General features: G+C 75.7%; 23 protein-coding genes and 1 pseudogene. 8 read left to right on the top strand and 16 right to left on the bottom strand.

Annotated features, from left to right (window positions below; all coding sequences use genetic code 11):
• Positions 1-6: 6 nt before the first annotated feature.
• The 4 genes from IF43_RS41830 to IF43_RS37035 all read right to left on the bottom strand — a co-directional run bounded on the left by IF43_RS41830 (position 7) and on the right by IF43_RS37035 (position 5,550).
• On the bottom strand, positions 7-174 hold the full coding sequence (locus IF43_RS41830; RefSeq protein ID WP_158939543.1) for a hypothetical protein: 168 nt from the start codon (positions 172-174) through the stop codon (positions 7-9).
• A 105-nt stretch (positions 175-279) separates the two neighbouring features.
• Complete coding sequence (locus tag IF43_RS0128730) at positions 280-2,343, bottom strand: SpoIIE family protein phosphatase (RefSeq protein ID WP_037890463.1); 2,064 nt, start codon at positions 2,341-2,343, stop codon at positions 280-282.
• Positions 2,344-2,724: 381 nt separating this feature from the next.
• On the bottom strand, positions 2,725-4,050 hold the full coding sequence (locus tag IF43_RS0128725; RefSeq protein ID WP_051796367.1) for an NAD(P)-binding domain-containing protein: 1,326 nt from the start codon (positions 4,048-4,050) through the stop codon (positions 2,725-2,727).
• 54 nt (positions 4,051-4,104) lie between these two features.
• The gene (locus IF43_RS37035; RefSeq protein WP_051796365.1) at positions 4,105-5,550 is read right to left on the bottom strand and encodes an ATP-grasp domain-containing protein; all 1,446 of its coding nucleotides are present in this window, start codon (positions 5,548-5,550) and stop codon (positions 4,105-4,107) included.
• 212 nt (positions 5,551-5,762) lie between these two features.
• Here IF43_RS37035 and IF43_RS0128715 point away from each other — a divergent pair, with 212 nt between their 5' ends.
• The gene (locus IF43_RS0128715) at positions 5,763-7,208 is read left to right on the top strand and encodes a glycoside hydrolase family 26 protein (protein WP_107048613.1); all 1,446 of its coding nucleotides are present in this window, start codon (positions 5,763-5,765) and stop codon (positions 7,206-7,208) included.
• 107 nt (positions 7,209-7,315) lie between these two features.
• On the opposite strand, the gene IF43_RS0128710 is transcribed toward IF43_RS0128715, so the two are convergent.
• From IF43_RS0128710 to IF43_RS0128670, 9 genes are all read right to left on the bottom strand, one after another.
• On the bottom strand, positions 7,316-8,494 hold the full coding sequence (locus tag IF43_RS0128710; protein WP_030207088.1) for a GNAT family N-acetyltransferase: 1,179 nt from the start codon (positions 8,492-8,494) through the stop codon (positions 7,316-7,318).
• A complete protein-coding gene (locus IF43_RS0128705) occupies positions 8,491-9,288 on the bottom strand; it encodes a hypothetical protein (RefSeq protein WP_030207085.1) in 798 nt (265 codons plus the stop codon). The genes IF43_RS0128710 and IF43_RS0128705 overlap by 4 nt, the downstream gene beginning before the upstream one ends.
• An 8-nt stretch (positions 9,289-9,296) precedes the next feature.
• Positions 9,297-10,685 (bottom strand): glycosyltransferase, encoded by a 1,389-nt coding sequence (locus IF43_RS0128700; protein ID WP_078910529.1) that lies wholly within the window; start codon positions 10,683-10,685, stop codon positions 9,297-9,299.
• Positions 10,682-11,479 (bottom strand): polysaccharide deacetylase family protein, encoded by a 798-nt coding sequence (locus IF43_RS0128695; protein WP_030207079.1) that lies wholly within the window; start codon positions 11,477-11,479, stop codon positions 10,682-10,684. Before IF43_RS0128695 ends, IF43_RS0128700 begins: the two co-directional genes overlap by 4 nt.
• Complete coding sequence (gene murJ, locus IF43_RS0128690; RefSeq protein WP_030207078.1) at positions 11,469-13,181, bottom strand: murein biosynthesis integral membrane protein MurJ; 1,713 nt, start codon at positions 13,179-13,181, stop codon at positions 11,469-11,471. Before murJ ends, IF43_RS0128695 begins: the two co-directional genes overlap by 11 nt.
• Positions 13,182-13,270: 89 nt before the next feature.
• The gene (locus tag IF43_RS0128685) at positions 13,271-14,629 is read right to left on the bottom strand and encodes an O-antigen ligase (RefSeq protein WP_234332574.1); all 1,359 of its coding nucleotides are present in this window, start codon (positions 14,627-14,629) and stop codon (positions 13,271-13,273) included.
• A 104-nt stretch (positions 14,630-14,733) separates the two neighbouring features.
• Positions 14,734-16,299 carry an exopolysaccharide biosynthesis polyprenyl glycosylphosphotransferase gene (locus IF43_RS0128680; protein WP_030207076.1) on the bottom strand — a complete coding sequence of 522 codons (1,566 nt, stop codon included), beginning with the start codon at positions 16,297-16,299 and terminating at the stop codon, positions 14,734-14,736.
• The gene (locus tag IF43_RS0128675) at positions 16,296-17,477 is read right to left on the bottom strand and encodes a glycosyltransferase (RefSeq protein WP_037890461.1); all 1,182 of its coding nucleotides are present in this window, start codon (positions 17,475-17,477) and stop codon (positions 16,296-16,298) included. The genes IF43_RS0128680 and IF43_RS0128675 overlap by 4 nt, the downstream gene beginning before the upstream one ends.
• 21 nt (positions 17,478-17,498) lie before the next feature.
• Positions 17,499-18,557, bottom strand: coding sequence for a DUF3344 domain-containing protein (locus IF43_RS0128670; protein WP_234332573.1), 1,059 nt, complete (start codon positions 18,555-18,557; stop codon positions 17,499-17,501).
• 292 nt (positions 18,558-18,849) lie between these two features.
• Here IF43_RS0128670 and IF43_RS0128665 point away from each other — a divergent pair, with 292 nt between their 5' ends.
• From IF43_RS0128665 to IF43_RS0128650, 5 genes and pseudogenes are all read left to right on the top strand, one after another.
• A complete protein-coding gene (locus tag IF43_RS0128665) occupies positions 18,850-19,110 on the top strand; it encodes a chaplin (RefSeq protein ID WP_030207069.1) in 261 nt (86 codons plus the stop codon).
• A 176-nt stretch (positions 19,111-19,286) separates the two neighbouring features.
• A pseudogene (locus IF43_RS39940) lies at positions 19,287-19,530 on the top strand (hypothetical protein).
• Between the two features lie 362 nt (positions 19,531-19,892).
• Positions 19,893-20,126: a chaplin gene (locus IF43_RS0128660; protein WP_030207065.1), complete on the top strand. Its 234-nt coding sequence runs from the start codon at positions 19,893-19,895 to the stop codon at positions 20,124-20,126.
• Positions 20,127-20,253: 127 nt separating this feature from the next.
• A complete protein-coding gene (locus IF43_RS43765) occupies positions 20,254-21,633 on the top strand; it encodes a chaplin family protein (protein WP_030207062.1) in 1,380 nt (459 codons plus the stop codon).
• 199 nt (positions 21,634-21,832) lie between these two features.
• Positions 21,833-22,177, top strand: a complete 345-nt coding sequence (locus tag IF43_RS0128650; protein WP_030207059.1) for a hypothetical protein — start codon at positions 21,833-21,835, stop codon at positions 22,175-22,177.
• A gap of 234 nt (positions 22,178-22,411) precedes the next feature.
• Here the strand turns inward: IF43_RS0128650 and IF43_RS0128645 are convergent, their stop codons facing one another.
• Both IF43_RS0128645 and IF43_RS38370 read right to left on the bottom strand, forming a co-directional pair.
• Positions 22,412-22,651 (bottom strand): chaplin, encoded by a 240-nt coding sequence (locus tag IF43_RS0128645; protein WP_030207056.1) that lies wholly within the window; start codon positions 22,649-22,651, stop codon positions 22,412-22,414.
• 180 nt (positions 22,652-22,831) lie between these two features.
• Positions 22,832-23,503: a hypothetical protein gene (locus IF43_RS38370; RefSeq protein WP_030207052.1), complete on the bottom strand. Its 672-nt coding sequence runs from the start codon at positions 23,501-23,503 to the stop codon at positions 22,832-22,834.
• A gap of 179 nt (positions 23,504-23,682) precedes the next feature.
• On the opposite strand from IF43_RS38370, the gene IF43_RS0128635 reads away from it, so the two are divergent.
• Positions 23,683-23,958, top strand: coding sequence for a hypothetical protein (locus IF43_RS0128635; RefSeq protein ID WP_030207050.1), 276 nt, complete (start codon positions 23,683-23,685; stop codon positions 23,956-23,958).
• 132 nt (positions 23,959-24,090) lie between these two features.
• Here IF43_RS0128635 and IF43_RS0128630 read toward each other — a convergent pair whose 3' ends face one another.
• Complete coding sequence (locus IF43_RS0128630) at positions 24,091-24,747, bottom strand: vitamin K epoxide reductase family protein (protein ID WP_107048612.1); 657 nt, start codon at positions 24,745-24,747, stop codon at positions 24,091-24,093.
• A gap of 78 nt (positions 24,748-24,825) precedes the next feature.
• On the opposite strand from IF43_RS0128630, the gene IF43_RS0128625 reads away from it, so the two are divergent.
• The gene (locus tag IF43_RS0128625) at positions 24,826-25,863 is read left to right on the top strand and encodes a P1 family peptidase (protein WP_030207045.1); all 1,038 of its coding nucleotides are present in this window, start codon (positions 24,826-24,828) and stop codon (positions 25,861-25,863) included.
• Positions 25,864-25,961 lie beyond the last annotated feature (98 nt).

Here is a 25,961-nt window from a genome sequence, read left to right as displayed (position 1 = left end):
CTCCGGTCAGCGGCAGTCCGGCCCGAGCCCCACGACGGACATGTAGGCCACCGAGCGGCAGCCGGGCCCGTGCGGGGCCCGGCCGGCCGTGTGCGCGGCCAGGGCCGGGATCCCGCCGGCCACCACCAGGGCCAGCAGCATCCCGCGCACGGCCCCCTTGCTCATCCACCGCATGGCTGTATCCCTTCCACACGGCCGATCGTCACCCCGCGTACGGATCCTCACAACCCGGGGTGACGGGCACTGCTCCCAGCGGGTGACGGCCCGCCGGAGCCGGGGCTACATCCCCTCCACCGGCGCCGCCTGGAACTCGCACCACACCGCCTTGCCGTCCCCGCGCGACTCCACGCCCCAGTGCGTGGCGAGCGCGTCCACCAGCAGCAGCCCGCGCCCCGTGGTGGCCGCCTCACCCGGTGACCGGCGGCGCGGCCAGACGCTGGAACGGTCCTTCACCCACAGCCGGATCCGGCGCACCGGCTCGGGCAGCACCTCCATCGTCAGCACCGCCCCGCCCTCGGTGTGCAGGAGGGCGTTGACCAGCAGTTCCCCGGCCGCCACCTCGACGTCGTCGGCGAGCTCCGGCATGCCCCAGTCGCGCAGCGCCTGGCGCAGCGCGTAGCGGGCCTCGGACAGGCCCTCGGGGTCGGCCTGGTGGACGTACTGGTGGATGCGCGGCGCCCGGTGGGTGCCCGGGTCGGGGGCCCGGCGCAGCACCAGGAGGGCCACGTCGTCACCGGAGCCCCAGCGCTCCCACAGCCGGTCGGAGAGGTGGTCGGCGAGCGCCCCGGCCTCCTGGGGGCCGCTGCGGACGGCGTGCGCGAGCGCGTCCATGCCGGCGGTGATGGCAGTGCCCGGCTCCTCGACCAGCCCGTCCGTGCACAGCACGAGGGTCTCGCCGGGCACCAGGTCCAGCCGGGTCTCGGGGAACTCCTCCTGTTCGAAGACCGAGGCCAGGCCCAGCGGCAGGCCGCCGCGCAGGTTGGGCCAGCCGGTGCGCCCGTCGGTGTGCCGGATCAGCGGGCCGAGGTGCCCCGCGCGGACCGCCCGTACCCCGCCGGTCTCGAGGTCCACCTGGGCGTACGTACAGGTCGCGAAGCGCTCGGTGTCGAGCTCGGCGAGGAACCGGGAGGCCCGGGCCAGCACGGTGGAGGGCGGGTGCCCCTCCCCCGCGTACGCGCGCAGGGCGATCCGCAGCTGTCCCATGATCGCGGCGGCGTGCGTGTCGTGGCCCTGGACGTCGCCCACCACCAGGCCCACCCGGTCCCGGGGCAGGGAGATCACGTCGTACCAGTCGCCGCCGACCTCCCGGCCGCTCCACGCCGAGTGGTAGCGCACCGCGATCTCGCCGCCGCTGATCTCGGGGATCCGGCGCGGCAGCATGGCGGCCTGCAGGCCGGTGGCGAACTCGCGCTCCTGGTCGAAGAGCAGCGCCCGCTGGAGCGACTGGGCGACGATGCCGGCCAGGCCGAGGCACAGGTTGCGCTCCTCGGGGCTGAACTCGGTGCGCCGCCGGTAGAAGAGCACCAGCCCGCCGATGGCCTTGTCCTGCGCGATCAGCGGCAGGTAGGCGGCCGCGTCGTACTTGATGCGCCGGAGGTAGTCGCCGAGCAGCGGGAACTCCTCGGCGAGGGCGGTCAGCGAGGTGGAGAAGCGGGCCTTGCGGCTGAGGACCGCCTGAGAGAGCGGCAGGGACCCGTCGAGGCGGGTGAAGCGGCGCTCGTCGAGGATCTCCAGGGACTCCCCGCTCAGTGCGATGATCTTCATGGTGCCGTTCTCGGCGAGGCCGAGGGCCAGGCCGTCCGCACCGAGCCGCTCCAGGGCGCCCGCCCCGGTGAGCGCGGCCGTGACGTCGTCGACCGTGACCGCCCGGGACAGCGCCTCCGTGGTGCGCTGCACGATGGTGGTCTGCTTGGCGCGGGCGGCCTCCAGCTTGCGCAGCAGGGTGGAGTGGGCGAGCTCGGCGGTGGCGTTGCGGACGATGCCGACGATCCGGCGCCCCTCGCCCTGTTCGTCGCGCAGGATCGTGCCCTGGGTGTGGGTCCACTGCTCGGTGCCGTCGCGCCGCTGCACGGTGAAGTACGAGCCGTACGAACGCTCGCCGGCGGCCAGCGCGTTCTGCACGACCGCGTTCAGCCGGGCGTTGTCCTCGGGCGGGATGCGCAGGCCGAGGCCGTCCGGAGTGTTGTCGAACTCCTCCGGCTCCAGGTCGAACACGGCCAGTCCGCCGGGGTCGAGGTCCAGGTGCCCGCGGTCGAGGTCGAGGTCGAAGCTGCCCATCTTGTTGAGCGCCAGCCGGTCGCCGGGACCGATCACCGGCCCGGGCCCCCCGGGTTCGGTCTCCATCGGGACTCCCTTCGGACGCCGGGATCAGTGACCTGGCCAGCACGGCTGCGAGATCAGCCGCTCCCACTCCTCGTCAGGATGCCCGGGCAGGGTCAGCCCGGCCTCCCGCCACCGCCTGACGAGGGAGAGGTACACCGGCGGCTGGCCGTCCGGGTCCCGGTCGGCGGACGGGTACGGGTACCCGGGCGGGGCCGCGGCCGGATACGGGTACCCCGGAGGGGGGCCGGGCGGGTACGGGTGGCCCGGCGGGGGCCCGGGCGGACGGGTGTACCCCTGAAGGGCGCCGGGCGGCCCCGGCTCCGCAGCCGGCTCCACCCGGCTGGCCGGAATGCGCACCCAGCCCCTGCCCTGTGCTCGCTCCGGGCTCATGGCGGACCCCTCTCACCCCATGAACGACTTCGGGTGTCCGGCCTCCGGTGCCAGCGCGGCCGCGCCGGCTCCGGAGGTACCGGGCTGCGCGCCCCTCCCGGCGAGGCGCCGCCTTACTCCTCTTACCAGTCTCCCCGCAGCGAAGCCCGCGCCGTGCACGAATCGCATGGAAGGGCCGAATGAGGGAGCGGTGACGAGCCCCGCGAAGAACAGCCCCGGGTACGAGGACTCGAACCCGGCGCTCAGCTCGGGGGTGCCGCCCCGGCCCGTCCGGCGCAGCGCGGCCCGCAGGTTCTGGTCCAGGAGGTCGAGTCGCGCCAGGTCCGGTACGAAGCCGGTGGCGGCGATGACGTGCCCGGTGTCCAGCACGACGGGCTCGCCGGCCGCGCCGGTCAGCGCCAGCCGGGTGCGGTCCCCGACGGCGGCGGCGTCGTGCAGCCGGTGCCCGAGCAGCACCGGGACCCGGCCCTCGAAGCGCTCGCGCAGCCACCAGGCGCCGGCCGGGCCGAGGGCGGTGGCGGCGATCCGCTCCCGCTTGCCGGCGGGCAGCCGGCGCACGGCTGCGGGCAGCTCGGCGTACGCCCAGTTGCGCCAGCCGGTGCCCAGGCCGCTGTGCGGGTCGCGCAGGCGGTGCAGCAGGCCGCGGGCCAGCGGTTTGACGGGGGTGTTCCAGTTCAGCCCGCCGGCCCGGGCCACCAGCCGGGGTTCGGCGCCCAGCTCGGCGAGCAGGCAGGCGGTCTCCATCGCGGCCTGGCCGCCGCCGATGACGGTCACGTCCAGGCCGCGGAACCGGGCCAGGTCGCGGTGGCCGGTGCTGTGCGAGCAGAGCTCGGCGGGCAGCGGGCGCAGCGCGCGCGGGTAGTGCCGGAAGGGCAGCATCCCGACGGCCAGGGCCACGGTGCGGGCCAGCAGCGGGGGGCCCTCGAGGGTGCTGATGCGGAAGCAGCCGTCGCCGTGCGGGGCGACCGCGGTGACGGTCCGCTCCTCGACCTCGGGGCCGGAGTGGCGGGCGAACCACAGCCCGTAGTCCGCGTAGGCGCTGATGGGCATCGGGTGGCCGTGCTCGGCGGGCAGGCCGCGGCCGGCGCAGTAGGCGGCGAGGGTGTGCCGGCCGGCGGGGTCGGACAGGTTGGAGGCCCAGGGCTCGGACTTGAGGAACATGCCCTCGGGCATGTGGTCGCGCCAGGAGGCCATGGGGCGGCCGAGCACCCGGACGTCGAGTCCGGCGGCGGCGGCGTGAGCGCCGATCGAGAGCCCGTAGGGGCCGGCGCCGATCACCACCAGGTCGTCGACGTGCTGCGTGCGGTCGGTGCGGGGGGTGCGCTGCGTTCGGTTCATGCCGTCCCTGGGGCTCGTGGGGGAAGACGGGACTGGTGGGGCGGGGCCGGGGAGTCACACCTTGGCGGGCGGGGAGGCCGCAGGGCCGGTGGCGCGCCGCTGCTCCGGCGTCCCCGCCCCCGCTCGCCCGGTCCGGCGGCCCTGGGCCGGCACGGCGCGCAGCAGGCCGCGCACCCGGCGCAGCCCCTTGTCGACCCCGCGGCCGAAGAAGGCGCCCGCCATGGCGAGGAAGGGCAGCGGGTCGTCGGCCGCGAACCAGGCGGCCTCGACGGGACCGGCCGCCTCCGACTGCGGCCCCGCGCCGAACGGCCGGGCGTCGGCCGGACGGGCGTCAGCCGCACGGACGTCGGCCGGACGGACGTCGGCCGGACGGACGTCGGCCGGACCCGCCGCGTCGGGATCCGGCGCCGCCGGTCCGGAGCCGAAGGGCTCCGCCGCCGCCCGAGGAGCCGTCAGGGCGGCCAGCAGGGCGTAGTTCTCGGCCACGAACATCCGCCCCGGCCCGCCCTGCCGCGCCGGCACCGGCTGGCCCGTCAGGTCCCGGTACAGGGCGCGTACGACGTCCAGACCGGCGGCGTCGGTGAAGAGCCGGAACTGGGCGCCCGGCCGCGGGTTGAAGTCCAGCAGCCGCAGTCCGCCCCGGGCGTCGCGGCGGAAGTCGAGGTCGAGGATGCCCCGGTAGCCCAACCGCTCGGCCACCCGCAGCCCGGCCTCCTCGACCGCCGGGTCGGGCAGCCAGCGGCCCACCGCGGTCAGCCCGGTCCGCACCGGCCAGGACAGCTCCTTGCGGCCGGAGCCCACCAGCAGCGGACGCCCGCCGTCGGTGAAGCAGCCGTGGAAGAACCAGTCGGTGCCGGGCCCGCCGGGCAGGTAGCGCTGGAGGAGCAGCGGGCTGCCGGCCTCCTCGTGGCGCTCGTACAGCCGGCGGGCGGCCGCCGCGGAGCCGAGCAGGGTGGTGCTGCGCAGCCCCTGCCCGGCGGGCAGCAGCCAGGGGCGGCTCCACTTGGCGACCACCGGCAGGCCGAGCCGCCGGGCGGCCTCGGCGGCCTCCGCCCCGCTGCCGGGCACCACGGTCTCCGGGTGGCCGACGCCCCAGCGTGCGCAGAGGACGGCCAGCTCCGCCTTGTCCGCGACCCGGGCGGGCAGGTCGTCGGGCTGCGCGGGGACCAGGTAGCGGCCGGCCAGCAGCGGGGCGATGCGGGAGACCGTGATCGCGCTCAGGTCGTCCATGGCGAAGAGGACCGCGGGGCGCCCGATGCGCTCGGAGATGCCGGTCAGGCAGTCGGCCAGGGCCCTCGGGGTGGGCTCGCCCTGGGGTCCGCGGTGGACCGCCCGCAGGTAGCGGGAGCGGGCCACCGGGCCGCCGCCGGCCTCGACCACGGCGTGGACCTCGACCCCGTCGCGCCCCAGGGACCGGACCGCCCCGAGGGTGCCGTGGTGGAAGGGGTTGCGGTCGAGCCTGAGCAGCAGGGCGGGCACTTCGGCAAGGAACGGGGGCATGTCACCGGAGGTCTTTCACCTAGTCGGACCAAGCAAGGGCGGTTGGCAGTCGCGAATGGCCTACCAACGGGGCATCAGACAGGCCATTAGTCACATGAGATGCCTAACGTCGTTGCCAAGCGCACCGCTTCGGGCCGCACCGCGCCCGCCCCGCGCGGGGCGCCCCGTGCAGCGCCCCAGGCCGCATCCGTCCAAGAAGTCCGGGAGACGCCATGACCCATCCACGCCGCAGGTTGGCGAGCACCTGCATCGGCACGGTCACGGCCGGCCTGCTCGCCACCGGCGCCGCCGTCGCCGCACCGTCCGACGACGGACCTCCGACCGCCTCCGGCACCGCCGTGGGGGCCTATCTCCACTACGGTTCGCCGGGCGTGGAGCGCATGAAGGGGCTCTCCCGCTGGCTGGGCGGAGCCGAACTCCGCGTCGGGCACACCTACTTGCCCGGCGACACCTGGTCGAACATCGAGGGCGCCCCGACCTTCCTGGAGGACTGGGCGCGGTGGCGGCGGGCCAAGTCCGACCGGCTGTTCGTGCTCAACGTGCCCATGCAGGAGCGCAACGAGGCGGGCGTGCCGGACTACCAGGTGGCCCGGCTGATCCAGGCGGGCGCACAGGGGGAGTTCGACGGCCACTTCCGCAAGCTCGCCGAGCGCCTGGTCGACGTGGGCGTGCCGGACGCGGTCATCGTGCTCGGCTGGGAGATGAACGGCATCACCTACACCCACCGGTGCGGGCCCGACCCGGAGAACTGGAAGGCGTACTGGCGGCGCATCGTCACCACCATGCGATCGGTCGAGGGCCAGCGGTTCCGCTTCGACTTCACCCCGAACCGCGGCACCGACGCGATCGGCTGGACCAGGTGCTACCCCGGCGACGACGTCGTCGACATCGTCGGCATGGACTCGTACGACCAGGCGCCCGGCCGGACCTTCGACGAGCAGGTCAGCCAGCCGTACGGGCTCCAGCAGCACGTGGACTTCGCGAAGGCGCACGGCAAGCCCATCTCGTACCCCGAGTGGGGGCTGTTCCGGCACGGCGACAATCCCGTGTACATGCGGCGCATGCTCGAGTGGATCCGGCAGCACGGGCCGCTCTACCACACCATCACCGACTACTGCCCGCACGGCGTCTGGCAGTGCAAGCAGAACCCGCGCTCGGCGCAGGTGTTCCGGGACATGATGTCCGAGCCGACCGTCCCGACCCCGCCGGTGGTCACCCCGCCGGTGGTGACCCCGCCGGTCGTCACCCCGCCGGTCGTCACCCCGCCCGTGATCACCCCGCCGGTCGTCACGCCGCCGGTCGTCACGCCCCCGGTGGTCACGCCCAGGCCCACGCCGAAGCCGGACCTCACCCCGGTCCCGACGCCGAAACCCACGCCCAAGCCGACACCCAAGCCGACACCGAAGCCCACGCCCAAGCCCGACATCACCCCCGACCCCGTCCCGGAGCCGACGCCGCACGACGAGTGGTGCGTACCGCTCGACTTCGGCAGCGAGTGGCTCAGCCAGTTCCTGGGCAACCAGAAGATCTGCTGGGACGGGGACTGGAACGACGGCTCCGGCTGGGAGAAGGGCTCGGGCTGGGAGAAGGGCTGGGACACCGACTGGCCCACCGGGGACGACTGGGACAAGGCCTCCGACGCCTGGTGGCCCTACTAGCCGCCGGCCCGCCGGCCCGCCGCGGACGAGCCCGCGGTGCGCCCCCGGTCCGGGGCGCCGTCCCCGACCGGGGCGGCGCCCCGGTCGCGTCCACGGCGGGCGGCGCGTCACCGCCGCGCCCCGTCGGCCCGCCAGTCGTTGATCCGCGCCCGCCAGTCGCGGGCGGCCGGCAGGGCCTCCCGCAGCGCGCCCACCGCCCGTTCGCGGCCGGTCACCTGCGACTCGTGCAGCCGCAGCAGCGGCAGGTGGGAGGAGCGGGCGAGCAGGAACCGCTGGTTGACCACGGTCTCCGGCCGCCAGTGGTTCTTGTACGGCTCGCTGCCGCGCAGCAGGCTCAGCACCCGCTGCCCGCGGGCGTGGGCGTGCTGGGCCTCGTGGCGCAGCAGCATCGTCACCACGTCCACCTTGCGGGCCCGCAGCTCCGGGTCGGCCCCGTACAGGTAGCCCCCGCTGAGCCCGGCCGACAGCAGCGTGACGTTCGCCGCCACCACCCGCCCGTCCAGCCGGAACTCCGTCAGCCGGGCGTCCCCCGCCCGCACCATCCGCCGGGTGGCACGGGTGAGGTGCTCGGCGAACCGGGGCCGCAGGTGCTCGGGCGTCACGCCGCGGCCGCGCCACTGCTTCTCGTGCAGGTCGAGCAGGGTGCGTACGGTGGCCGGCACCTCGTGCTCGGACACCGGGTGCTCCTCGATGCCCAGCGCCTCGATCTTGCGGACCTTGGCCCGGGTGCGCTGGGCCCCCGCCGTCGGCATCCGCTTGACCAGGTCGTCGAAGGGCAGCACCGGGAACTCCGCGCAGGAGGAGTCCGCGAGCGTGCGGTGCACGCCCTCCCAGTGCCGTACGAGGTCTTCGGCGGCGGCCCCCGGGCGCACCTCGCGCAGGTCCACCACCGCCCCCCGTGCGGCCCGGTGCAGCCCGCGTGCCAGCGCCGGCACCACCGCGTCGGCGTGCTCGGCGGCCACCAGCACGTCGCAGTAGTCGGTGATCTCCCCGCCCAGCGGCACCAGCAGCGGCAGCGGCCGGTGCACGAGCATCAGGGGCGCCGCGCCGACGAGTTCCCCGCCGCGCCGGACCAGCAGGATCCGCAGCCGGCCCTCCTTGCCGTACGACAGCCACCAGGAGTGCAGCCAGGCGTGGCTCTGGAACGGGGTCGCGGTGGGGCAGGCGCGCAGCAGCCGGTTCCACTGCTCCTCCAGCCCGGCGAACTGCCGGGGGTCGCGGCACAGCGTCACCGACAGCTCCCGGGTCCCGGCCCGGGCCGGGGCCGCCGCGGAGCTCTCCGTCATCGCACGGACTCCTTCTCCTTCTTCTCCTTCGCGGCCTCCTTCACGACGGCGGCCGCGGCCGCCGTGGCGGCCTCGCCGTGGGCCGGCGCGGGCAGCGAGGTGACCCCGTTGACGGGGGCGGGCGCGCCGACCTCCTGGGGGGCGGCGGCGTCCTCGGCGCGGCCGTCCTCCGGGCGGCGCCGGCCGCCGGGCCTCACGAGCAGCACCAGGCCGCCGACGAGGCCGCCGGCGCAGAACCCGACGGCCCCGCTGAGCCCGGCCGAGGCGGAGGCCGGCTCGGTGGGCGGCACGGCCTGGTTGAAGAGGAGCAGCTGCACGCCGGTGCTCTTGGCGGCCTGGTTGCTGTTCAGCGAGAGGGCGTCGGCCACGGCGTTGGCGACGTCGGCCGCCTCCGCGGCGGTCCCGGCGGTCCCGGTGACGGCGATCATCGGGGAGTCCGGCGAGGTCTCGGCCCGGACCTGGGTGCGCAGCCGCTCGGCCGGGATCCCGGCGCGCGGCTGGGCGTACGCGAGGGTGGAGGCGCTGGTGGCGATCCGGCCGTAGGCCTGGGCGAAGCCGAGGGCGGTGGCGGGCTCGGTGTCCTCGTCGGGGACCGCGACCACGTAGCTGGTGGCCGCGTACTCGGGGGCCTTGACCAGCCCGTACGTCGCCCCGGCCACCAGGCCCAGGAGGGCGCAGGCGGGCAGCGGCCACCAGGTCGGCGGCGGCAGGAGCCGGCGGCGCGCTCTGTGGCCCCGGCGGGCGCCCCCCTCCTTCGCGGTCGCCGGGGTGTCGGGGTTCTTCGGGTCGGCCATGTCGGTCCTCACTTCGAAAACGGGGTCTGCGGGGGCGTCGGGTGGTGCGGTCGGTTCCGGTCGTACGGACCGCCGTCCGCCGGTGCCGCGACGGGGGCGGCCGGCTCCCCCCGCGCCGGGGCGGGGCGGCCCGGGGCGGGGCCGGCGGGGGCCGGGTCCGGCGCGGCGGGGGCCGGGTCCGGCGCGGTCGGAGCCTGACGGCGCGCGGTCGCGGCCGGCTGCGGGCGTGCGCCGGATCCCGCGGCCTGCGCCGGCACGGCACCGCGCGGGGCCAGGGCGCGGGCGTAGACGCCGAGCAGCAGCTCGGCGCTGTGGGCGATGTCGTAGCGGCGGACGACGGGCGGCGGGGCCGGCCGGCCCGCGCCGGCGGCGGCCTGCACCTCGGCCAGGGCCGCGGTCAGCTCGCCGGGCTCCGGGCCGATCCGCCGGGCGGCCGGCGCCTCCTCGGGCGGCAGGTCGTCGACGGCCGGGCAGGTCACGTACCGCACGGGCAGCCCGGCCGCCAGCGCCTCCAGCACCGCGAGGCCGAAGGCCTCCTCGCGGGAGGGCGAGACGAACACGTCCACCGCGGACAGCAGTGCGGGCACCCCCGGGGCCCCGGCCCCGGTCGGCGCGGCCCCGCCCAGGGGGTCGCACTCGCCCAGCAGGACGACCCGGTCGGCCGCCCCCAGCCGGTCGGCCAGCCGTTCCAGCGCGGCCCGCTCCGGCCCCGCCCCGGCCAGCAGCAGCCGCGCCCCCGGCAGCGCCGCCACCGCGCGCACCAGCACGTCGAAGCGCTTGCCCGGCACCAGCCGCCCGACCCCGCCGACCACGAAGGCGTCGGCGGGCAGCCCGAACCGGTCCCGCACCGCCCGCCGGGCCGCCGGGTCGAAGCGGAAGCGGACGGCCTCGATCCCGTTGGGTACGACGTGCAGCCGCGGCCCCGGCACGCCCCAGTCCCGCAGCCGGGCGGCCACGGTGTCCGAGACCGCCACGGTCGCCGCGCCCAGCCGCTCCCCGGCCAGGTACAGCGTGCGGACCCCGCGGGTCAGCGGCCGGCCCTCGATCTCGCGCTCGCCCAGCGAGTGCTCGGTGGCCACCACGGCCCCGACCCCGGCCAGGCGAGCGGCCAGCCGGCCGTACAGGCAGGCCCGGTACAGGTGCGTGTGCACGAGGTCGTAGCGGCCGGCCCGGATGAAGCGGACCAGTCGCGGCAGCGCCCGCAGGTCCCGGTTGCCGGCCATCCCCAGGTGCACCACCCGCACCCCGTCGGCCCGCAGCCCCTCGGCCACCGGGCCGGGGTTCGTCAGCGTCAGCACGTCGCAGTGGACCTCCGGGGGCAGGTGCCGCAGCAGCAGCCGCAGCTGCTGCTCGGCGCCTCCCACGCCCAGGCCGGTGATGATGTGCAGGACCCTCATCCGGCGGCCCCCCGTACGTACAGGGCGCGGTGCCGCAGGCGCTTGACGGCCAGCCGCGCCGCGCCGTCGGCCTGGCTGACGTGGGTCCGGGGCATCGCGTACGGTCCCGCCAGCCGGCCCGGGGCGATGGCCACCGCGTAGCCGTAGCCGGCGGCGCGCACCGCCTCGGCGACACGCCGGTCGACCGTGCCGTACGGGTAGCAGAAGCCCTCCGGGGCGGTTCCGGTGAGCGCCCGCAGCGCCTCGCGGCTGCCGCCGAGCTCCTGTGCGAGGACGTCGTCGGCGGCGCCGACCAGGTCCTGGTGGAGCAGTCCGTGCGAGCCGATCTCGTGGCCGGCGGCGGCCACCGCACGCACCCCGGCGGCCGTCAGCAGGGCCTTGCGCGGGCCGAGCGGGTCCCACACGTTGTCGGTGCCGAGCCGGCCGGGCAGCACGTACACGGTGGCCGTGCACTCGTACCGGCGCAGCAGCGGCAGCGCCTGGGTGACGAAGTCGGCATAGCCGTCGTCGAAGGTCAGCCCGACGAGCCCGGCGCCGCCGCCGGCCGCACGGGCGGCCCGCAGTTCACCGACCGAGACCCCGCGCAGCCCGTGGGCGCGCAGCCACAGCAGCTGGGCCTCCAGGGCGGCGGGGGTGACGGTGATGCCGTACGGGTCCTCGGCGGGGTCGGTGAACTCGGCGACCGAGTGGTACATGAGCACCCAGGGGGTCCTGGGTTTCCGGGGCGTCCGACCGCCGGCCCGGGCGGGCGGGGCGGGGCGCGAGGCGCTGGGTGTCGCCGTGTCAGCGGACATGACGGAACCTCTGGGTGATGGTGGCGGGCAGGGAGGTGACGTCGAGTGCCTGCATGGCCGTACCGGCGGCCATGAACATGGCCGGGACGAGCAGGCAGCCGAGCGCCGCGCTGAGCAGCGGGCTGGGGATCATCGGCCCGGCCAGCCAGCCGGTGCCGCAGGCGGCCGCGGCGGCCACGGAGAGCCGGGCGAGGCTGACGGCCACCCGGCGAACCTGGATGGCGATGACCCGCGAGCCGATGCCGTACAGCAGCAGGGCGGCGGTGGTGGAGATGCCGGCGGCGTTGCCGGCGGCGATGCCGTACGTGCCCCACCGGCCCACGGCGAAGGCCCCCGCCGCGATGTTCACCACGAGCCCGGCGGCCATCGCGGCGGCCGGGAACCAGGTCGGTCTGGCCGTGGAGAAGAAGGGCCGGGACAGGGCCCCGACGAGGCAGTGGCCGAGCAGCCCGAGGGCGTAGACGCGCATGACGGAGGCCGTGGCGAGGGTGTCGGCGTGGGTGAACGCCCCGCGCTCGAAGAGGACTTCGATGATCTGGGGGGCGTACCCGACGACCAGGGCGGTGCCCATGAGGACGGCGAGGGAGGCCAGGGCCAGGTCCTGCTCGACGCGGCGGCGGGCCTTCTCGCGCTCGCCGCCGGCCATGGCCTGGGCGACGACCGGGAAGGTGACGGTGCAGATCATCAGGGAGAGCACCATCGGCATCTGCGCGACCTTCTGCGCGTAGTTGAGGTGCGAGATGGCTCCGGGCGGCAGCGAGGCGGCGAGGAAGCGCTCGACGAGGACCTGGGACTGGCGCGAGACGGCGAAGATGATGACGGGGGCGAGGGTGCCGAGGGCCAGCAGGGTGGGCCGGGCACCGTCCGGCGCCACACGTAGGCGACGAGTCCGCCGCGCCCGGCTGCCGATGCGGGGCCCGACGAGCCCGACGTGCCGCAGGAACCCCGGGAGTTGCACCAGCACCATCAGCGCGCCGCCGACCGCGACCCCGGCCGCGGCGGCCCGGACGCCCCAGGCCGCGTGCAGGGCGAGCATCGTGCCGATGATGCCCGTGTTGTACGCGAGGTAGATGGCGGCCGGGGGCAGGAAGGAGCGGTGGGCGCGCAGTCCGGCGCTGAAGTAGCCGGCGATGCCGAAGGTGAGCACGGTCAGGGCGGTCAGGCGGGTGCACTGGACCGCGAGCCGGGGGTCGGGCAGGCCCGGGGCGAGCGCGGCGACGACCAGCGGAGCCGCGGCCATCAGCACGGCGGCCACCACGGCGAGCAGGACGGCGAGCCGGGGCAGGGTGGCGCCGACCAGCAGCCGGACCGGGTCCTGGGCGCGGGCCTCGCGCCGGGTCAGGCCGCAGCGGACGGCCGCCCGCCGGGCCAGGGCGTGGCTGAACGCGGGCACCATGAGCAACGCCATGGCGTCCTCGATCAGCAGCGTCGAGGCCATCTCCGGGACGGTCCAGGCGATCAGGAACGCGTCGCTGTCGTGGCCGGCGCCGAAGAGGTGGGCGATGGTCTGGTCGCGCAGCAGCCCGAGCACGGCCCCGGCGGCCGTGAGCCCCGCCGTGACGGCGGCGGCCTTGGCGAGGAACCGTCCCAGGCGCGGACCGCCGGGTTCGCCGGGCGCGCCGGCGGGCCGTACGGGACGGGCCGCGTGGCGTACGGGACCGGGGAGCACGCCCGGCCGCACGGAGCCGGGCCCGGGGAGCATGCCCGGGAGTCCCCCCGGACCGAGTCCGGGGGTGTGTGAGGCACGGGGGTCCGGGGGCGGCACCCCCGGGACCGGCGCCGCGGTCTCCGTCACGCGACCGCCGCGCCTTCGGGGGCCGGAAGGGCGGTGCGGGCCGGCTTCTCGGTGCCGGCGCCGCCCGGGGCGGAGCCGGGGGCGCCCGCGGAGCCCAGGGCCCACCAGGCCGCGAGGCCGATGACGACGCCGGTGAGCACGGTCGAGGGCCCGCCGATGTCGGCGTACAGGAAGTCCGTCAGCTGCCACACCAGCAGTCCCACGGCCACCAGCCCGCAGTCCCGCACGGCCCGCGCGCCCGGGTCGGGCCGCAGGGCCCGCCGGACGCCGGCGGCGAGGACCGCGGCCCAGCCGCCGACCAGTGCGGTCAGGCCGATGAGCCCCTGCTCGCTCAGGACGAGCAGGTACATGTTGTGCGGGGACAGCAGCGGCTGGCGCATGAAGGCCTGGCCCGCTCCGGCGGTGTCGCTGCCGGAGGAGAGGCCGAGCGTGGAGTGCGCGTCCCGGTTCGCGGGGAAGCCCTTGAGCCCGACCCCGGCGGCCGGCCGCTCGGCCCACATCGACCCGGCGGCCGCCCACATCGTGTACCGGTCGGTGACGGACTGGTCGGGGGCGGAGCTGACCTGCGTGATGCTGGTCAGGCGTTCGGCCACCATCTCGGATCCCACCCCGAGGCCGCCGACCAGCACGACCCCGGCCGCCACCAGCGCCGCCAGCACCGCGAGCGCCCGTCGCACGCCGGCGAGCAGCATGACGGCCAGCCCGGCGGCTGCGGTGGCGATCCACGCCCCCCGGCTGAAGGACAGCACCAGCGGCACGACCAGCACCCCGGCGGCCGCGGCCGCCGGGGTCCGCAGCCGGCGCGGGGTGCCCGGCGCGAGCGCCAGCGCCGCGGCGGCGATGAGCCCGTACGCGACGACGGTGGCCATGCCCATGACGTCCCCGGGGCCGAAGGTGCCGACCGCCCGGATGTTCTCGCCCTGGTACGAGGCCCCGGTCCGGGTGGCGTACTGGACGACGCCGACCCCGCCCTGGACGAGCGCGAGGACGGCGAAGCAGCCGGCGGCGGCCCGGAACTCCCACCCGTCGCGCACGAGCAGCACGATCGCCCCCGGGACCAGCACGAACACCTGGAGGTAGCGCACGAACCCGGGCAGCGCGGCGTACGGGTCCCCCGCCGTGACCGTGGCCACGGCCAGTCCCACCGCGGGCAGCGCGAGGAACAGCCCGACCGCCGGGGTGAGCGGCCGTACCCGCCCGCGCAGGGCCTGCACGGCGCACACGAGGACCAGCAGCAGGGACGCCGCGTCGGCGGGGCCGACCTTGCCGGAGGCGGTGGCGTCGCCGGCCGGCACCGGGGCGACCAGCGCCAGCACGGTGGCGGCCAGCGGCAGCAGCGGCCAGTGCCGGCGCAGCAGCCGCGCGAGGGACGCGGACGGTGCGGCGGGGGCGTGCGGCGGGTACGGGAGGGGCGCGGCGCCGCTGACGGCGAGCCGCACCCCGGGCGGGGCGCTCATGGTCAGCTGCCTCCCAGGCGGAAGCGGAAGAAGGAGGCCGCCGTGCGGGCCAGGATCCACAGGTCCTGCCAGAGCGACCAGGTGTCGATGTAGTGGTTGTCGAAGCGGGCCCGGTCCTCGATGGAGGTGTCGCCGCGCAGGCCGTTGATCTGGGCCAGTCCGGTGATGCCGACGGGCATCCGGTGGCGGGCCTCGTAGCCGGGATGGACGTCGGCGAACTTGGCGACGAAGAAGGGGCGTTCGGGGCGCGGGCCGACCAGGCTCATGTCACCCCGGACGACGTTCCACAGCTGAGGCAGCTCGTCGAGGGAGGACTTGCGCAGGAAGCTGCCCACCCGGCTCATGCGGCGGTCGCCGGCCACGGTCCAGCGGGTGGCGGACTCGTGCTCGTCGGCGCGCAGGGTACGGAACTTCAGCAGGGTGAAGGGGCGCCCGTACAGGCCCACCCGCTCCTGCCGGAAGATCACCCCGGGGCCGTCGGCGAGTCGTACGGCCGCCGCGCACAGGGCCATCAGGGGCGCGGCCAGCGCCAGGGCGGCCAGCGCCAGCAGGCCGTCCATGAGGCGCTTGACCGCCCGCTCCACGGGCCGGGCGGGGCGGGGCAGCAGCAGCTGGGCGGCGTAGCCCCACACGTGGTCGGCACCGGCCGGCCCGTCCGCGGCTCCGGAGGTCCGGGACGCCCGCAGGCCCGTGATCCGGGCGGTGCCGGCGGCGTCGGCGAGCCAGAGCCGGCAGCCGTGGTCGTGGCAGAGCCGCAGCAGGGCGGCGGTGCGCTCGTCGGCCTCGGGGGGCCGGGTGAAGACCGCGACCCGGACGGCGTTCTGGATGACCGCGCGGCGGACGTCCTCGTGGCTGGTCAGCACCGGGAGCGGGCCGGTGGCGGCCTCGGGGTCCAGGCCGGGGTCGGCGAGGCCGACCGGGCGCAGCCCGTACTCCTGCCGGCCCTGGAGGGCGGCGGCCACCTGGCGGGCGCCGGGCAGCGGGCCGACCACGAGGGTGGAGCGGGGGTGGCGGACGGCGGCCCGGCGGCGCAGCTGGTTGACGAACCCGCGTCCCGCGCACGTCAGTACGACCTGAAGGCAGACGGCGGTGGCCAGCGCGGCCCAGCCGAGGGCGTGGCGGGGGGCGGCCGCGGCGACGGCGGCGGCCGCGGCGCACCACACGACGGCGGACCGGCCCAGCAGGGCGGGGAGTTCGAAGAGCGCGGAGGGGGCGAGCCTGGGCCGGTACAGCCCGGCCCGGGCGTGCAGCACCGCCAGGCCCGCGGCGACCGGACCGGCGAGCACGAGCGGGTCGGCCGCGGCGGCCGGGCCGGCGGCGAGGGTGTCCGCACCCCCGCCGGCGAGGGCGGGCAGGACGGCGGTGGCGGCCAGGGCGGCCAGCACGTCGACGGCGAGCAGCGGTGCCGCGCCGGGGTGGCGGCGGGTCCGCCGCCGCCGCACGGCCGGGCGGGCCCGCTCGGCCCGGGGCCGCCGCGGCGGGTGGATCGAGGTCGCCGAGCGGCGCAGGGCCGTGGGTGCGGCGCCCTTCCGCCCGGCGTGCGGCGCGTGTGCGCTCTCCATCGTCATCGACTGTTGCGCTCCTGGTTCAAGAGCCGGGGCAGGCCCAGCAGTTCGTGGTACAGACCGGTGACCGCGGCGGTGGTCCTCCGTACGTCGAACTCCGCACGCGCGTGCTCCTGGGCCTGGCGCCCCAGCGAGTCGAGCAGCTCCGGTTCGGCCAGCAGCCGGCCGAGCGCCTTGGCCAGGGCCGTCGGGTCCTCCGGCGGTACGAGGCACAGGGGCGCCTGGCCGGGGGGCAGGCTCTCGCGGGCCCCGCTGACGTCGGACACCACGACCGGGCGGCCACAGGCCATGGCTTCGAGCGGGGCGAGCGCCATGCCCTCCCAGCGCGACGGCAGTACAACGAGATCGGCCGCCCGAAGCCACGGCCTGATGTCGGCGGCCGCGCCCGTGAAGAGGACGCCGGGCGGGGCCGCGTGCTTCAGCCGGAGCGCGTCGGGGCCGTCGCCCACCAGGACGAGCCGGGCGCCCGGGGCGGTCGCGGTCACCTCGCGCCAGGCGCGCAGCAGGAGGTCCTGGCCCTTCTGGTGGCACAGCCGGCCGACGCACACCACGAGCTGTCCCTGGGGTGCGGAGCGGGACAGCAGCGGCAGCCCGGCCCGGGCGACGGCCTTCTCGTCGCCGTCGCCGGGCCGGAAGTGGTCGAGGTCGACGCCGTTGCGGATCACGGCCCAGCGGCCGGCGATGCCCGCGGACTCGCCCTCGCGCCGCTCGGACTCGCTGACGCAGAGCACCCGGTCGGCCCAGCGGGCGCCGATCCGCTCCCAGCGCAGGGCGAGGGCGGCCGTGGTGCCGCTGACCGCGTCGAAGGACCAGGCGTGCGGCTGGAAGACGGTGCGCGGCCGGCCGCGGGCCGCGAGCCGGCCGGCCAGGCCGGCCTTGGCGCTGTGGGCGTGCAGGATGTCGGGCCGCACCCGGGCCAGCAGGCGGGCGGCGGCCGCGGTCTCGGTGGCGAGGGTGGGCCCGGGGCCACGGGTGGCCCGCCAGGTCAGTACGTCGGCCCCGGCCTCCCGCGCGCTGTCGGCGAGGGTGCCGCCGGGCGGGCAGGCGACGACGGCGCGGAGGCCTTCCCGGGTCTGGGCGCGGACCAGGTCGGTGACGACCCGGGCCACTCCGCCCTCCACGGGCTGGACGAGGTGGAGGACCGTCGGCCTGGCGCCGCCGGTCGCGTGGTCTGACTGCACGTGGAGTGGTCTCCGTACGATTCAGCGGCGCGCGTCTGCCTGTACGAAGAGCACGCCGACGAACTGACCCTGGTTTTCCGCGCCGAACCTGAAGCGCAGGCTGCGGGCGCCCTCGGACAGTGCGGGACCGAGGTCGAACACGTCCGCGTCATATCCGAGATTGTTCATATAATCTGGCTGCCGCTTGAAAGCAGACCGCCCGAAATCCGTGATCGTGGAATTCAGCACGTCGTTGAACGGGTTTTCGGCGTCGCCGATATTCGTTCGACGCCCGCTGCTGGCCGTCACGGTGAGTGAGTCGCCCCGCACCCCCCGGTCCCCGTCGTAGCCGACCACCCCCACCCGGCCCGCACCCCGCGCCGGGACGTCCAGACCGGTCAGCTCGACCGTCCGGCCGGTGTCCGCGGGCCGGACGTCGTCCTCGCCCTCGTCGCCCTCGCGGTCCTCCGCGTCCCCGTCCGGGTCCGCGTCGGGGTCCTCGCCCAGGGCGGTGAAGCCGTCCCAGAGCGAGAGCTGGCGCAGCGGCTCGTCGGCCTTCTCGTACGCGACCACGAGGGTCCAGCCGCCCCAGGCACCCGCGTCGGAGCTGCCCTTGGCGATGTTCAGCTGCGCCACGGTCCACAGGCCGCCGCCGAACCTCCGCACCAGGGGGGTCACGTCGGCCGAGGCCTGGTAGGCGTCGCTCTCGTCGCCGTCGCGGTGACCCACCTTGGTGTCGGCCAGCACGTCCTTGTACGAGCCGCCCGGTTCGGCGACCAGGACCCGGCCGTTGTCCTCCGGCGGCTTCTGCTCCCCGACCCGCAGGTTGCCGCCCCAGTAGAGCCGGGCGTAGGTGACCCGGGCGCCGGGCGGGAGCAGCAGTTCGGCACGGGTCGCGTTGTACGTGTTCGGGTCCTGGTCGACGTCGCTGTAGAGCATGTCGAAGTTCGAGTTGACCGCGGCGGCGCCGCGCCTGACCGCGGCGCAGGGCTCGACGCCGGGGTCGACGCGGCGCCAGCAGCTGATGCCGGAGTTGGACGCCCGTACGAATCCGCCGTGCTGGACAGCCTGGTAACGGTGGGTGAATGGAATCTCGGGCATTTCCGCCGGTGCCGAGACCGCTGTGGCGGCCGGAAGGACGAGGGAAAGTCCCAGGCCGGACAGCGTGCCGAGGGTGCGGAAGGTCCTGCGCCCCGTCGACTTCGAACCCTCCGACATGTCCCGGTCTCCAATTTCGATCAAGGCGACAAAACAGGAGTGCACTTTGTCAGAAATCGGGGTGGAAATCACGTCGGACTCGCTTGTACGGCCTTTCGGGCGATGGTGCGCACCCTTGACGGCCGAGCGTCGTTATGCGGTGCACCATTGTTCGAACCGAAAGGGAAAACACGAGATGAAGAAGACGCTGATCCGCACCTCGACCCTGGCCGTCGCGGGGGTCGCGATGATCATGGGCGGCGCGGGCCTGGCCTCCGCCCACGGCGAGGGCGGCAACGGCGCCTTCGCCCAGGGCGCGGCGGCCCAGTCCCCCGGCGTCCTGTCGGGCAACCTGGTCCAGGTCCCGGTGCACGTCCCGGTCAACCTCTGCGGCAACACCGTCAACGTCATCGCCCTGCTCAACCCGGCGTTCGGCAACACCTGCGTCAACGCCTAGCACCCGCGGCCCACTTGGCGGCCCCACCGGGCCCCGCCCCGGTCGGCGCGACCCGACCCGGTCCGCAGGCACCCGGGGGTGCTCGGCCGAACGAGTGAAGGGTCGCAACCCAAACCAGGCGCCGGCCGTTGATCCGGATGCTCCTGTACCGGGCAATCCTCAGAAAAGGGATGACAGTGATCAAGAAGATGATGGCCACGGCGGCGGTCGCGGCTTCGGTCGTGGGCGTCGGAGCTGCGATGGCCCCGCAGGCGATGGCGATCGGCAACGACAACGGCGTCAACACCGTGAACGGCAACGGCGCCTCCCAGGACCCAGCAGTGCACCGAGAACTCGACCCAGGCCAAGGGCGACGAGCCGCTCTCGCACATCCTGGACAACATCCCGGTGCTCTCCGGCAACGGCGCGGTCAACAGCTAGTCCCGACCGCCCCGCGCCACGAGGCCGCCGCACCCTCCGGGTCGCGGCGGCCTCGTCGTCTGCGCGCCGGCCCCGCCGGGCCCGGTCGCCCCGGTGGCCCCGGTGGGAATACCCCCGCGAGGCTCCGGCCGGCGCCTGCGAATAACCGTCGAAAACCGGCGCGGATATCCTCCGGAAGGTTTCTTCAGGATCCTTTCGCGGAGGCATTGGAGTGAAAGCCCCGAGACCCGTCCCGGATTCTCGGTTTCTTTTTCACGGACAGCTCGTTACTCAGCTCGCAGTGGTGTTGTACGGACAGGAAACTGTGTGCGCAGCACGAGGGTCGTGTATGCGGTGAACACCGCTGCGGGAAAGGACAGAAAATGAAGCTCACGAAGGCAGCCGCCGTCGTCGCCGGTGTCCTGATGGCCGCCGGTGCCGCCGCCCCCGCGATGGCCGACTCCGAGGCCAACGGTGCGGCCATCGGCTCCCCCGGCGTGCTCTCCGGCAACCTGGTCCAGGTCCCGGTCCACGTCCCGATCAACGTCTGCGGCAACACCGTCAACGTCATCGCGCTGCTCAACCCGGCGTTCGGCAACACCTGCGTCAACGCCTGACGCGACGCCGCGTCTGCCGCCCGCTAGGGCGAACCTCCTCGGGGTGGCCTCGGAGTGCACGGCGGTGCACTCCGAGGCCACCTTGACTTACCGCACCGGCCGCGCGCCGGTAGACAGGGAAGGACCCATGCGACAAGTACTGAGCCGACAAGTACTGAGCAAGGGCGTACTCACCGCCGCGGCGGCCTCAAGTCTGCTCTCCCTCGGTACCGGGGCCGCGTTCGCGCACCCCGCGGCCAGCGCCGAGGCCTCGCACTCCCCGGGCGTGCTGTCCGGCAACGCCGTCTCGGTACCGGTCACGCTCTCCCCGAACGTGTGCGGCAACACCGTGGATCCGGGCGGGGCGCTCAACCCCTCGTTCGGGAACAACTGCGGGAACGGCTCCGGCCACGAGGTCCACCACTCCTACGGCGGCGGGGGCTACGGCGGCGGATACGACTACGAGCGCCACCTCGCCCCCGAAGCCCGGGACTACGAGCGCTACCTGCACCCCTCGCACGACGAGGACGCCGGACCGGGCCGCGGCCGCCACCGCCGCACCGACGGCGGCGAGGAGGACCGCGGGCGGTACGAGGAGGACCGCGGACCCGGGTACGGGCGCCACGCCGACCGCGGCCCCGCGGGACCCGGCCGCCCCGCGCACGGGGACGAGGGGGCGTACGGCCCCGGCGCCGAGGAGGACCGCGGCCCGGGCTACGGCGGCCACGACGAGGAGTGCGACGAGGAAGGCGCCCCGCCGCCCCGGCCGGCGGCGCACGTCCCCCCGCAGCCCGCGCCGCACCCGGCCCCCCGGCCCCACGCGCAGCCCCGGCCGAAGCCCCACCCGGCACCGCCCGCGCACGAGGCCGGGCCCCGGCCCCACCCCAAGCCGCACGTCCCGGCCACGCCGCACCCGGCCCCCCGGCCGCACGCGCAGCCCCGGCCGAAGCCGCACCCGGCACCGCCGGTGCACGAGGCCACGCCGCTCCCCGCTCCGGCCCCCGCTCCCCACGAGGTCCCCGAGCCGCGACCGCGGCAGGGCCACCAGGAGGACCTGCCCCCGGTCGTCCCGGCCCCCGCGCCGCTCCCGGCCCCCGCCCCGGCGCCCGTCCCGGCCCAGCCCGCGCCGGCCCCGGCGGCCGAGCTGCCGGCTCCCGTCCCGGCGGCTCCCCCGGTGGTACCGCCGGCGCCCGCGGCGCCCGCGCCGGCCCCGGTCGTCGAGGCGCCCCCGGCCGCGCCGGCTCCGGCCGCACCGGCCGTGGACCAGCCCCCGGCCAACCCGGAGGAGGACCGCCCGGTCGACCTGACCCCCGCGCCCGCCCCGGCGCCGGTGAGCCCCCCGGCCGCCGCCCCGGCGCCCGCGCCCGAGGCCCCCTCCCCCGTCCCGGCGCCGATGCCGGCCCGGCAGGTGCCCGTGCTCGCCGCCACCGGTGCCGGCGGGGCGCTCGTGCCCGCGGCCGCGCTGAGTGCGGGCCTGCTGCTCGGCGGCGCCGTCCTGTACCGGCGCTCCCGGAGCATGTCGGCGTAGCAGAGGCCGTCGGGGGAATCGAAAAAACTAAGAAATATCGGCCGGAGATCCCTCTGGGATTCTCCGGCCGAGCGTTTGTCCGAGCGCATGTCCGAGCGCCCCGCAAGAAAGCGGTGGCGACGGGGTTTCCGTTGCGCGGAGGAATCGTTGAGCAGGGCGCGAGTGGCGCGACGGTCGCCGCTGGAGAAAGGGATCTGAAATGAAGTTCTCGAAGGTCGCCGCTGTCGTCGCCGGCTCCGTGGCCGCGCTCGGAGCGGCCTCCCCCGCCTTCGCCGCCGACGGCCCCGCCCCCATGAGCCTGAACGGCGGGGCGATGGACGTCCTCGCCGCCGCCTCCGCGCCCACCTCGGACCTGCCGCTGCACCTCGAGAACGCCGTGACCGAGCAGGGCTCCGCGGTCAACTCCGCCGTGCAGGGCGTCGAGGGGGTCAACGACTTCCGCAACCACGCTCCCGACAAGGTCATGGGCGCCGTCTCCGGCGCGACGGACACCCTGCCCGCGGTGGCCCCCATGCTCGGCGGCCTGCACGTCAACGGCGGCTGAGCCCACGGCTCCCGCACCGCATCGCTCTCCACCCCGCACCACCCCGCACCGCTCCGCCCGCGCCGCCCGGACCCCTCCGGCGACGCGGGCGGAGGTGCGTCGCCCCCCACGCACCCCCCTGCGCGACGGTCGGGCGCGGCCTCCCGTACCCGCACGCGCACACCCCCGCGCACACGTCGAGGCGCCCCCGGCCGGAAGCCGGGGGCGCCTCGGGGAGCCGAGCGGGCCGCTGCGTCAGTCGTTGACGCAGACGTTGCCGAACGCCGGGTTGAGGCCCGCGATCACGTTCACGGTGTTGCCGCAGACGTTGACCGGGACGTGGACCGGGACCTGGACCAGGTTGCCCGACAGCACGCCGGGGGAGCCCACGGCAGCGCCATCCGCCTGGGAGTCGGCGACGGCGGAGCCGGCGGCCGCACCCGCGGCGAGACCGGCGGAGGCCAGGACCAGAGCGGCCTTCTTGGCAGAGTTCATGGGAAGTGCACCTTCTGTTCGATGATCCGCCCCGATCCGGGGCTCACACCGAACGAAACGGTGCGGCGCGGCGAAACGACACGGGTCGGTCCCCAACTCGCCCTGTTCAGCCCATTAGTCGTAACCACATGCACGGTCGCGGCCCCCGGAGCGGATCCGGGGCCCGCGACCGCGGGGGGCTCACGGGAGCTCGGGCACCTCCAGGCCCGGTGCCTCCACCGGCAGTTCGGGGACGTCCACCGGCAGGTCCGGGGCGCCCGCCGGCAGGTCCGGGAGCTTCGGCGGATCGACGGGGAGGTCCGGGAGGGCGGGCGGGTCGACGGGGAGCTTCGGAACCTCCACCGGGAGGTCGGGGAGCTTGGGGACCTCGACGGGCAGCTTGGGCAGTTCGATCGGAAGCTTGGGCAGCTCGATCGGAAGCTTCGGCAGCTCGATGGGCAGGTCGGGCAGCTTCGGCAGCTCGATCGGCGGGAGCTTGATCCCCCCGAGCAGGCCGGTGAGGGAGCCGAGCAGGTCGCCGAGGGTCTTCGTCAGACCGGCGAGCAGGTCGTCGACCGGGCCGGCCTGGACGGCCGCCGCCGACCGGTCCTCCGCACCCGCCTCCGCGCGCTCGTCGGCCTTCTGCTCGATCCGCCGCTCGATCTGGTCCTCCACCTCCCGTACGGCCGCGAGGCGTTGGCCGACCTCGCCGGCCGTCGGGCGCCGGTGGGCGGTGGAGTCGGTGAGGCGGCTGCGGAACGCGGCGGCGGTGTCGTCACCGGACGCCGCGCCCGCGGGCGCGGCCGCGCCGAACAACAGGGCGGCGCACAGCGCGGACGGGACCAGGACGCGGGGCGCCTTCTTGGGGTGCATGGGTGTTCCTTCGATGGACTGCGATCGGGACGAATCCCCCATCACCCACCGTGAGATCCGCGTCTACAGAGCGCAATGCGCACGGGCCGTTTGAGTGAAGCAGCGGAACCAACCCCCGCCGGGCCCAGTTGATCAGGGCGCTCCACTAGCGGGCACTCGTGCGACAAAAGGATCACCCCATGCTCAAGAAGATTATGGCCACCGCTGCCGCCACCGCCGCCGTGGTCGGCGCCGGCGCCGCCGTCGCCGCCCCGGCGATGGCCATCGGCAACGACAACGGGATCAACACCGTCAACGGCAACGGTGCCCAGCAGATCTACGGCAACCAGAAGACCGCCGGCGACCTGACCCAGCAGTGCACCGAGAACTCGACCCAGGCCAAGGGCGACGAGCCGCTCTCGCACATCCTGGACAACATCCCGGTGCTCTCCGGCAACGGCGCGGTGGGCAGCTGATCTCCGCTCCCTCTCCCCGTCCGGGCCCGTGACGCCCGTGGAGCGATGTGCAGGACCCCCGGCGGCCACCAGCCGCCGGGGGTCCCGTCGTTGTAGTCGTCACAGGGGAAGCACCGGAAGGGGACGGGCGGTTCAGCCGATCCAGAAGTCCCACCAGCGGGTCAGGATCAGCATCCCGATGACCCCGACGTGCAGGACCGGCGCGACCCAGGGGAACTCCCCGAAGAAGCCCCGGAGCCAGCGCGGGGCGGGCAGCACCCCGGTGCGGACGTTCCGGGCGAGCGTGAACCAGAACATCAGCAGGGTCGCCACCCAGGCCAGGCAGCACCACAGGCACAGGGCGTTGATCCGGTACAGGGACTGGAACATGAGCCACGCGCAGAAGGACGTCCCGAAGAGCTGGCCGGCCGACAGGCCCAGCCAGAACCAGCCCCGGTAGCGGGCGCCGGCCAGCATGCCCACGGCGACGCAGACGACCACGCCGTACGCGACGAGGCCCAGCATCGGGTTGGGGAAGCCGAAGGCGGCGGCCTGCTCGCTCTGCATGACGTTGCCGCACGAGACCACGGGGTTCAGGCTGCAGGCCGGCTTGAAGTCCGGGTCCTCCAGCAGCAGGAACTTGTCGAGGGTGATGACCCAGGAGGCCAGCACCCCGGCGGCGCCGGTGGCGGCCAGCAGCCAGGCCAACCCCCGTTCCGCGGGAGGCGCTTCGGTGTCAGGTCGGGTGCGGGGCCGGCCCTGCTGGCGCGGGACGGCCTCGCCCGTCGTGTTCGTTGCCATGCGCCTCATACTCCCGCATTCCATGATGAACCCCCGCCAAACCCGCCCGCCGGGGCGGAAGTTGACGAGAACTGGTACGGATGACGCATGGACCGGGTAGACGCACTGACGGATGTGGCGGGGCTGCGGGTCGGGCACGCCGAACTGACCGGGCCGGGCGCGCTGTCGGGGACCACGGTGGTCCTCGCGCCCGAGGGCGGCGCGGTGGCCGCCGTGGACGTGCGCGGCGGCGGCCCCGGCACCCGCGAGACGGACGCGCTCGACCCGCTGGCCCTGGTGCAGCGGGTGGACGCGGTGGTGCTGACCGGCGGGAGCGCGTACGGGCTGGACGCGGCCTCCGGGGTGATGGCCTGGCTGGAGGAGCAGGGGCGCGGGGTGCCGGTCGGACCGGAGCCGGGGCAGGTGGTGCCGGTGGTGCCCGCCGCGGCGCTGTTCGACCTCGGCCGGGGCGGCGACTGGCGGGCCCGGCCCGACGCCGCCCTGGGGCGGGCCGCGGTGACGGCGGCGGCCGCCTCGGCGGTGGGCGCGCGGGTGGCGCAGGGCTCGGTGGGCGCGGGCGCCGGCGCGGTGGCCGGGGGGCTGAAGGGCGGTACCGGGTCGGCGAGCGTCCGGCTGGCGTCCGGGACGACCGTGGGCGCGCTGGTGGTCGTCAACGCGGTCGGCTCGGTACTCGATCCGGCGACCGGGGTGCTGTACGGGCGCATGCACGAGGGGCGGATCGCGTACCCGGCCGAGGCGGTGCACGCGGCGGCGCTGGCCCGGCTGGAGCGGGCGCGGGAGGAGACGCGGGAGCGCGCCGCCGGGTTCGTACGGCCGCCGCTCAACACGACGCTCGCCGTGGTCGGCACGGACGCCCGGCTGACCCGGGCGCAGGCCCGCAAGCTGGCGGGCACCGCGCACGACGGGCTGGCGCGGGCGGTGCGGCCGGTGCACCTCATGCACGACGGGGACACGGTCTTCGCCCTGTCGGCCGGCGAACGGCCGGCGGAGGACCTGGACGAGTACAACGCGGTGCTCGCGGCGGGCGCGGACGTGCTGGCGCGGGCGGTGGTGCGGGCGGTGCTGGCGGCCGAGGGGGTGGACGGGCCGGGCGGGGTGTTCCCGGCGTACCGGGACCTGTACTGACGCCGGCGGCGGCGCGGCGACCTGCGGAGACGGTGGCCGGGACGGTGCGCCCGGGTGGCGGGAACCCGGCGGGGGCGCCGTACGTCTTTCGATTACCC

The sequence above is a fragment of the Streptomyces sp. NRRL S-87 genome (assembly GCF_000719335.1).
In the GTDB taxonomy this organism is placed as follows: domain Bacteria; phylum Actinomycetota; class Actinomycetes; order Streptomycetales; family Streptomycetaceae; genus Streptomyces.
This window is presented reverse-complemented; position numbering and strand designations above follow the sequence as displayed.

Coding starts and splice junctions, on each gene's coding strand:
- IF43_RS41830 (WP_158939543.1), bottom strand. CDS start 174: ATGCGGTGGATGAGCAAGGGGGCCGTGCGCGGGATGCTGCTGGCCCTG.
- IF43_RS0128730 (WP_037890463.1), bottom strand. CDS start 2,343: ATGGAGACCGAACCCGGGGGGCCCGGGCCGGTGATCGGTCCCGGCGAC.
- IF43_RS0128725 (WP_051796367.1), bottom strand. CDS start 4,050: ATGAACCGAACGCAGCGCACCCCCCGCACCGACCGCACGCAGCACGTC.
- IF43_RS37035 (WP_051796365.1), bottom strand. CDS start 5,550: ATGCCCCCGTTCCTTGCCGAAGTGCCCGCCCTGCTGCTCAGGCTCGAC.
- IF43_RS0128715 (WP_107048613.1), top strand. CDS start 5,763: ATGACCCATCCACGCCGCAGGTTGGCGAGCACCTGCATCGGCACGGTC.
- IF43_RS0128710 (WP_030207088.1), bottom strand. CDS start 8,494: ATGACGGAGAGCTCCGCGGCGGCCCCGGCCCGGGCCGGGACCCGGGAG.
- IF43_RS0128705 (WP_030207085.1), bottom strand. CDS start 9,288: ATGGCCGACCCGAAGAACCCCGACACCCCGGCGACCGCGAAGGAGGGG.
- IF43_RS0128700 (WP_078910529.1), bottom strand. CDS start 10,685: ATGAGGGTCCTGCACATCATCACCGGCCTGGGCGTGGGAGGCGCCGAG.
- IF43_RS0128695 (WP_030207079.1), bottom strand. CDS start 11,479: ATGTCCGCTGACACGGCGACACCCAGCGCCTCGCGCCCCGCCCCGCCC.
- murJ (WP_030207078.1), bottom strand. CDS start 13,181: ATGCTCCCCGGGCCCGGCTCCGTGCGGCCGGGCGTGCTCCCCGGTCCC.
- IF43_RS0128680 (WP_030207076.1), bottom strand. CDS start 16,299: ATGACGATGGAGAGCGCACACGCGCCGCACGCCGGGCGGAAGGGCGCC.
- IF43_RS0128670 (WP_234332573.1), bottom strand. CDS start 18,557: ATGCCCGAGATTCCATTCACCCACCGTTACCAGGCTGTCCAGCACGGC.
- IF43_RS0128665 (WP_030207069.1), top strand. CDS start 18,850: ATGAAGAAGACGCTGATCCGCACCTCGACCCTGGCCGTCGCGGGGGTC.
- IF43_RS0128660 (WP_030207065.1), top strand. CDS start 19,893: ATGAAGCTCACGAAGGCAGCCGCCGTCGTCGCCGGTGTCCTGATGGCC.
- IF43_RS43765 (WP_030207062.1), top strand. CDS start 20,254: ATGCGACAAGTACTGAGCCGACAAGTACTGAGCAAGGGCGTACTCACC.
- IF43_RS0128650 (WP_030207059.1), top strand. CDS start 21,833: ATGAAGTTCTCGAAGGTCGCCGCTGTCGTCGCCGGCTCCGTGGCCGCG.
- IF43_RS0128645 (WP_030207056.1), bottom strand. CDS start 22,651: ATGAACTCTGCCAAGAAGGCCGCTCTGGTCCTGGCCTCCGCCGGTCTC.
- IF43_RS38370 (WP_030207052.1), bottom strand. CDS start 23,503: ATGCACCCCAAGAAGGCGCCCCGCGTCCTGGTCCCGTCCGCGCTGTGC.
- IF43_RS0128635 (WP_030207050.1), top strand. CDS start 23,683: ATGCTCAAGAAGATTATGGCCACCGCTGCCGCCACCGCCGCCGTGGTC.
- IF43_RS0128630 (WP_107048612.1), bottom strand. CDS start 24,747: ATGAGGCGCATGGCAACGAACACGACGGGCGAGGCCGTCCCGCGCCAG.
- IF43_RS0128625 (WP_030207045.1), top strand. CDS start 24,826: ATGGACCGGGTAGACGCACTGACGGATGTGGCGGGGCTGCGGGTCGGG.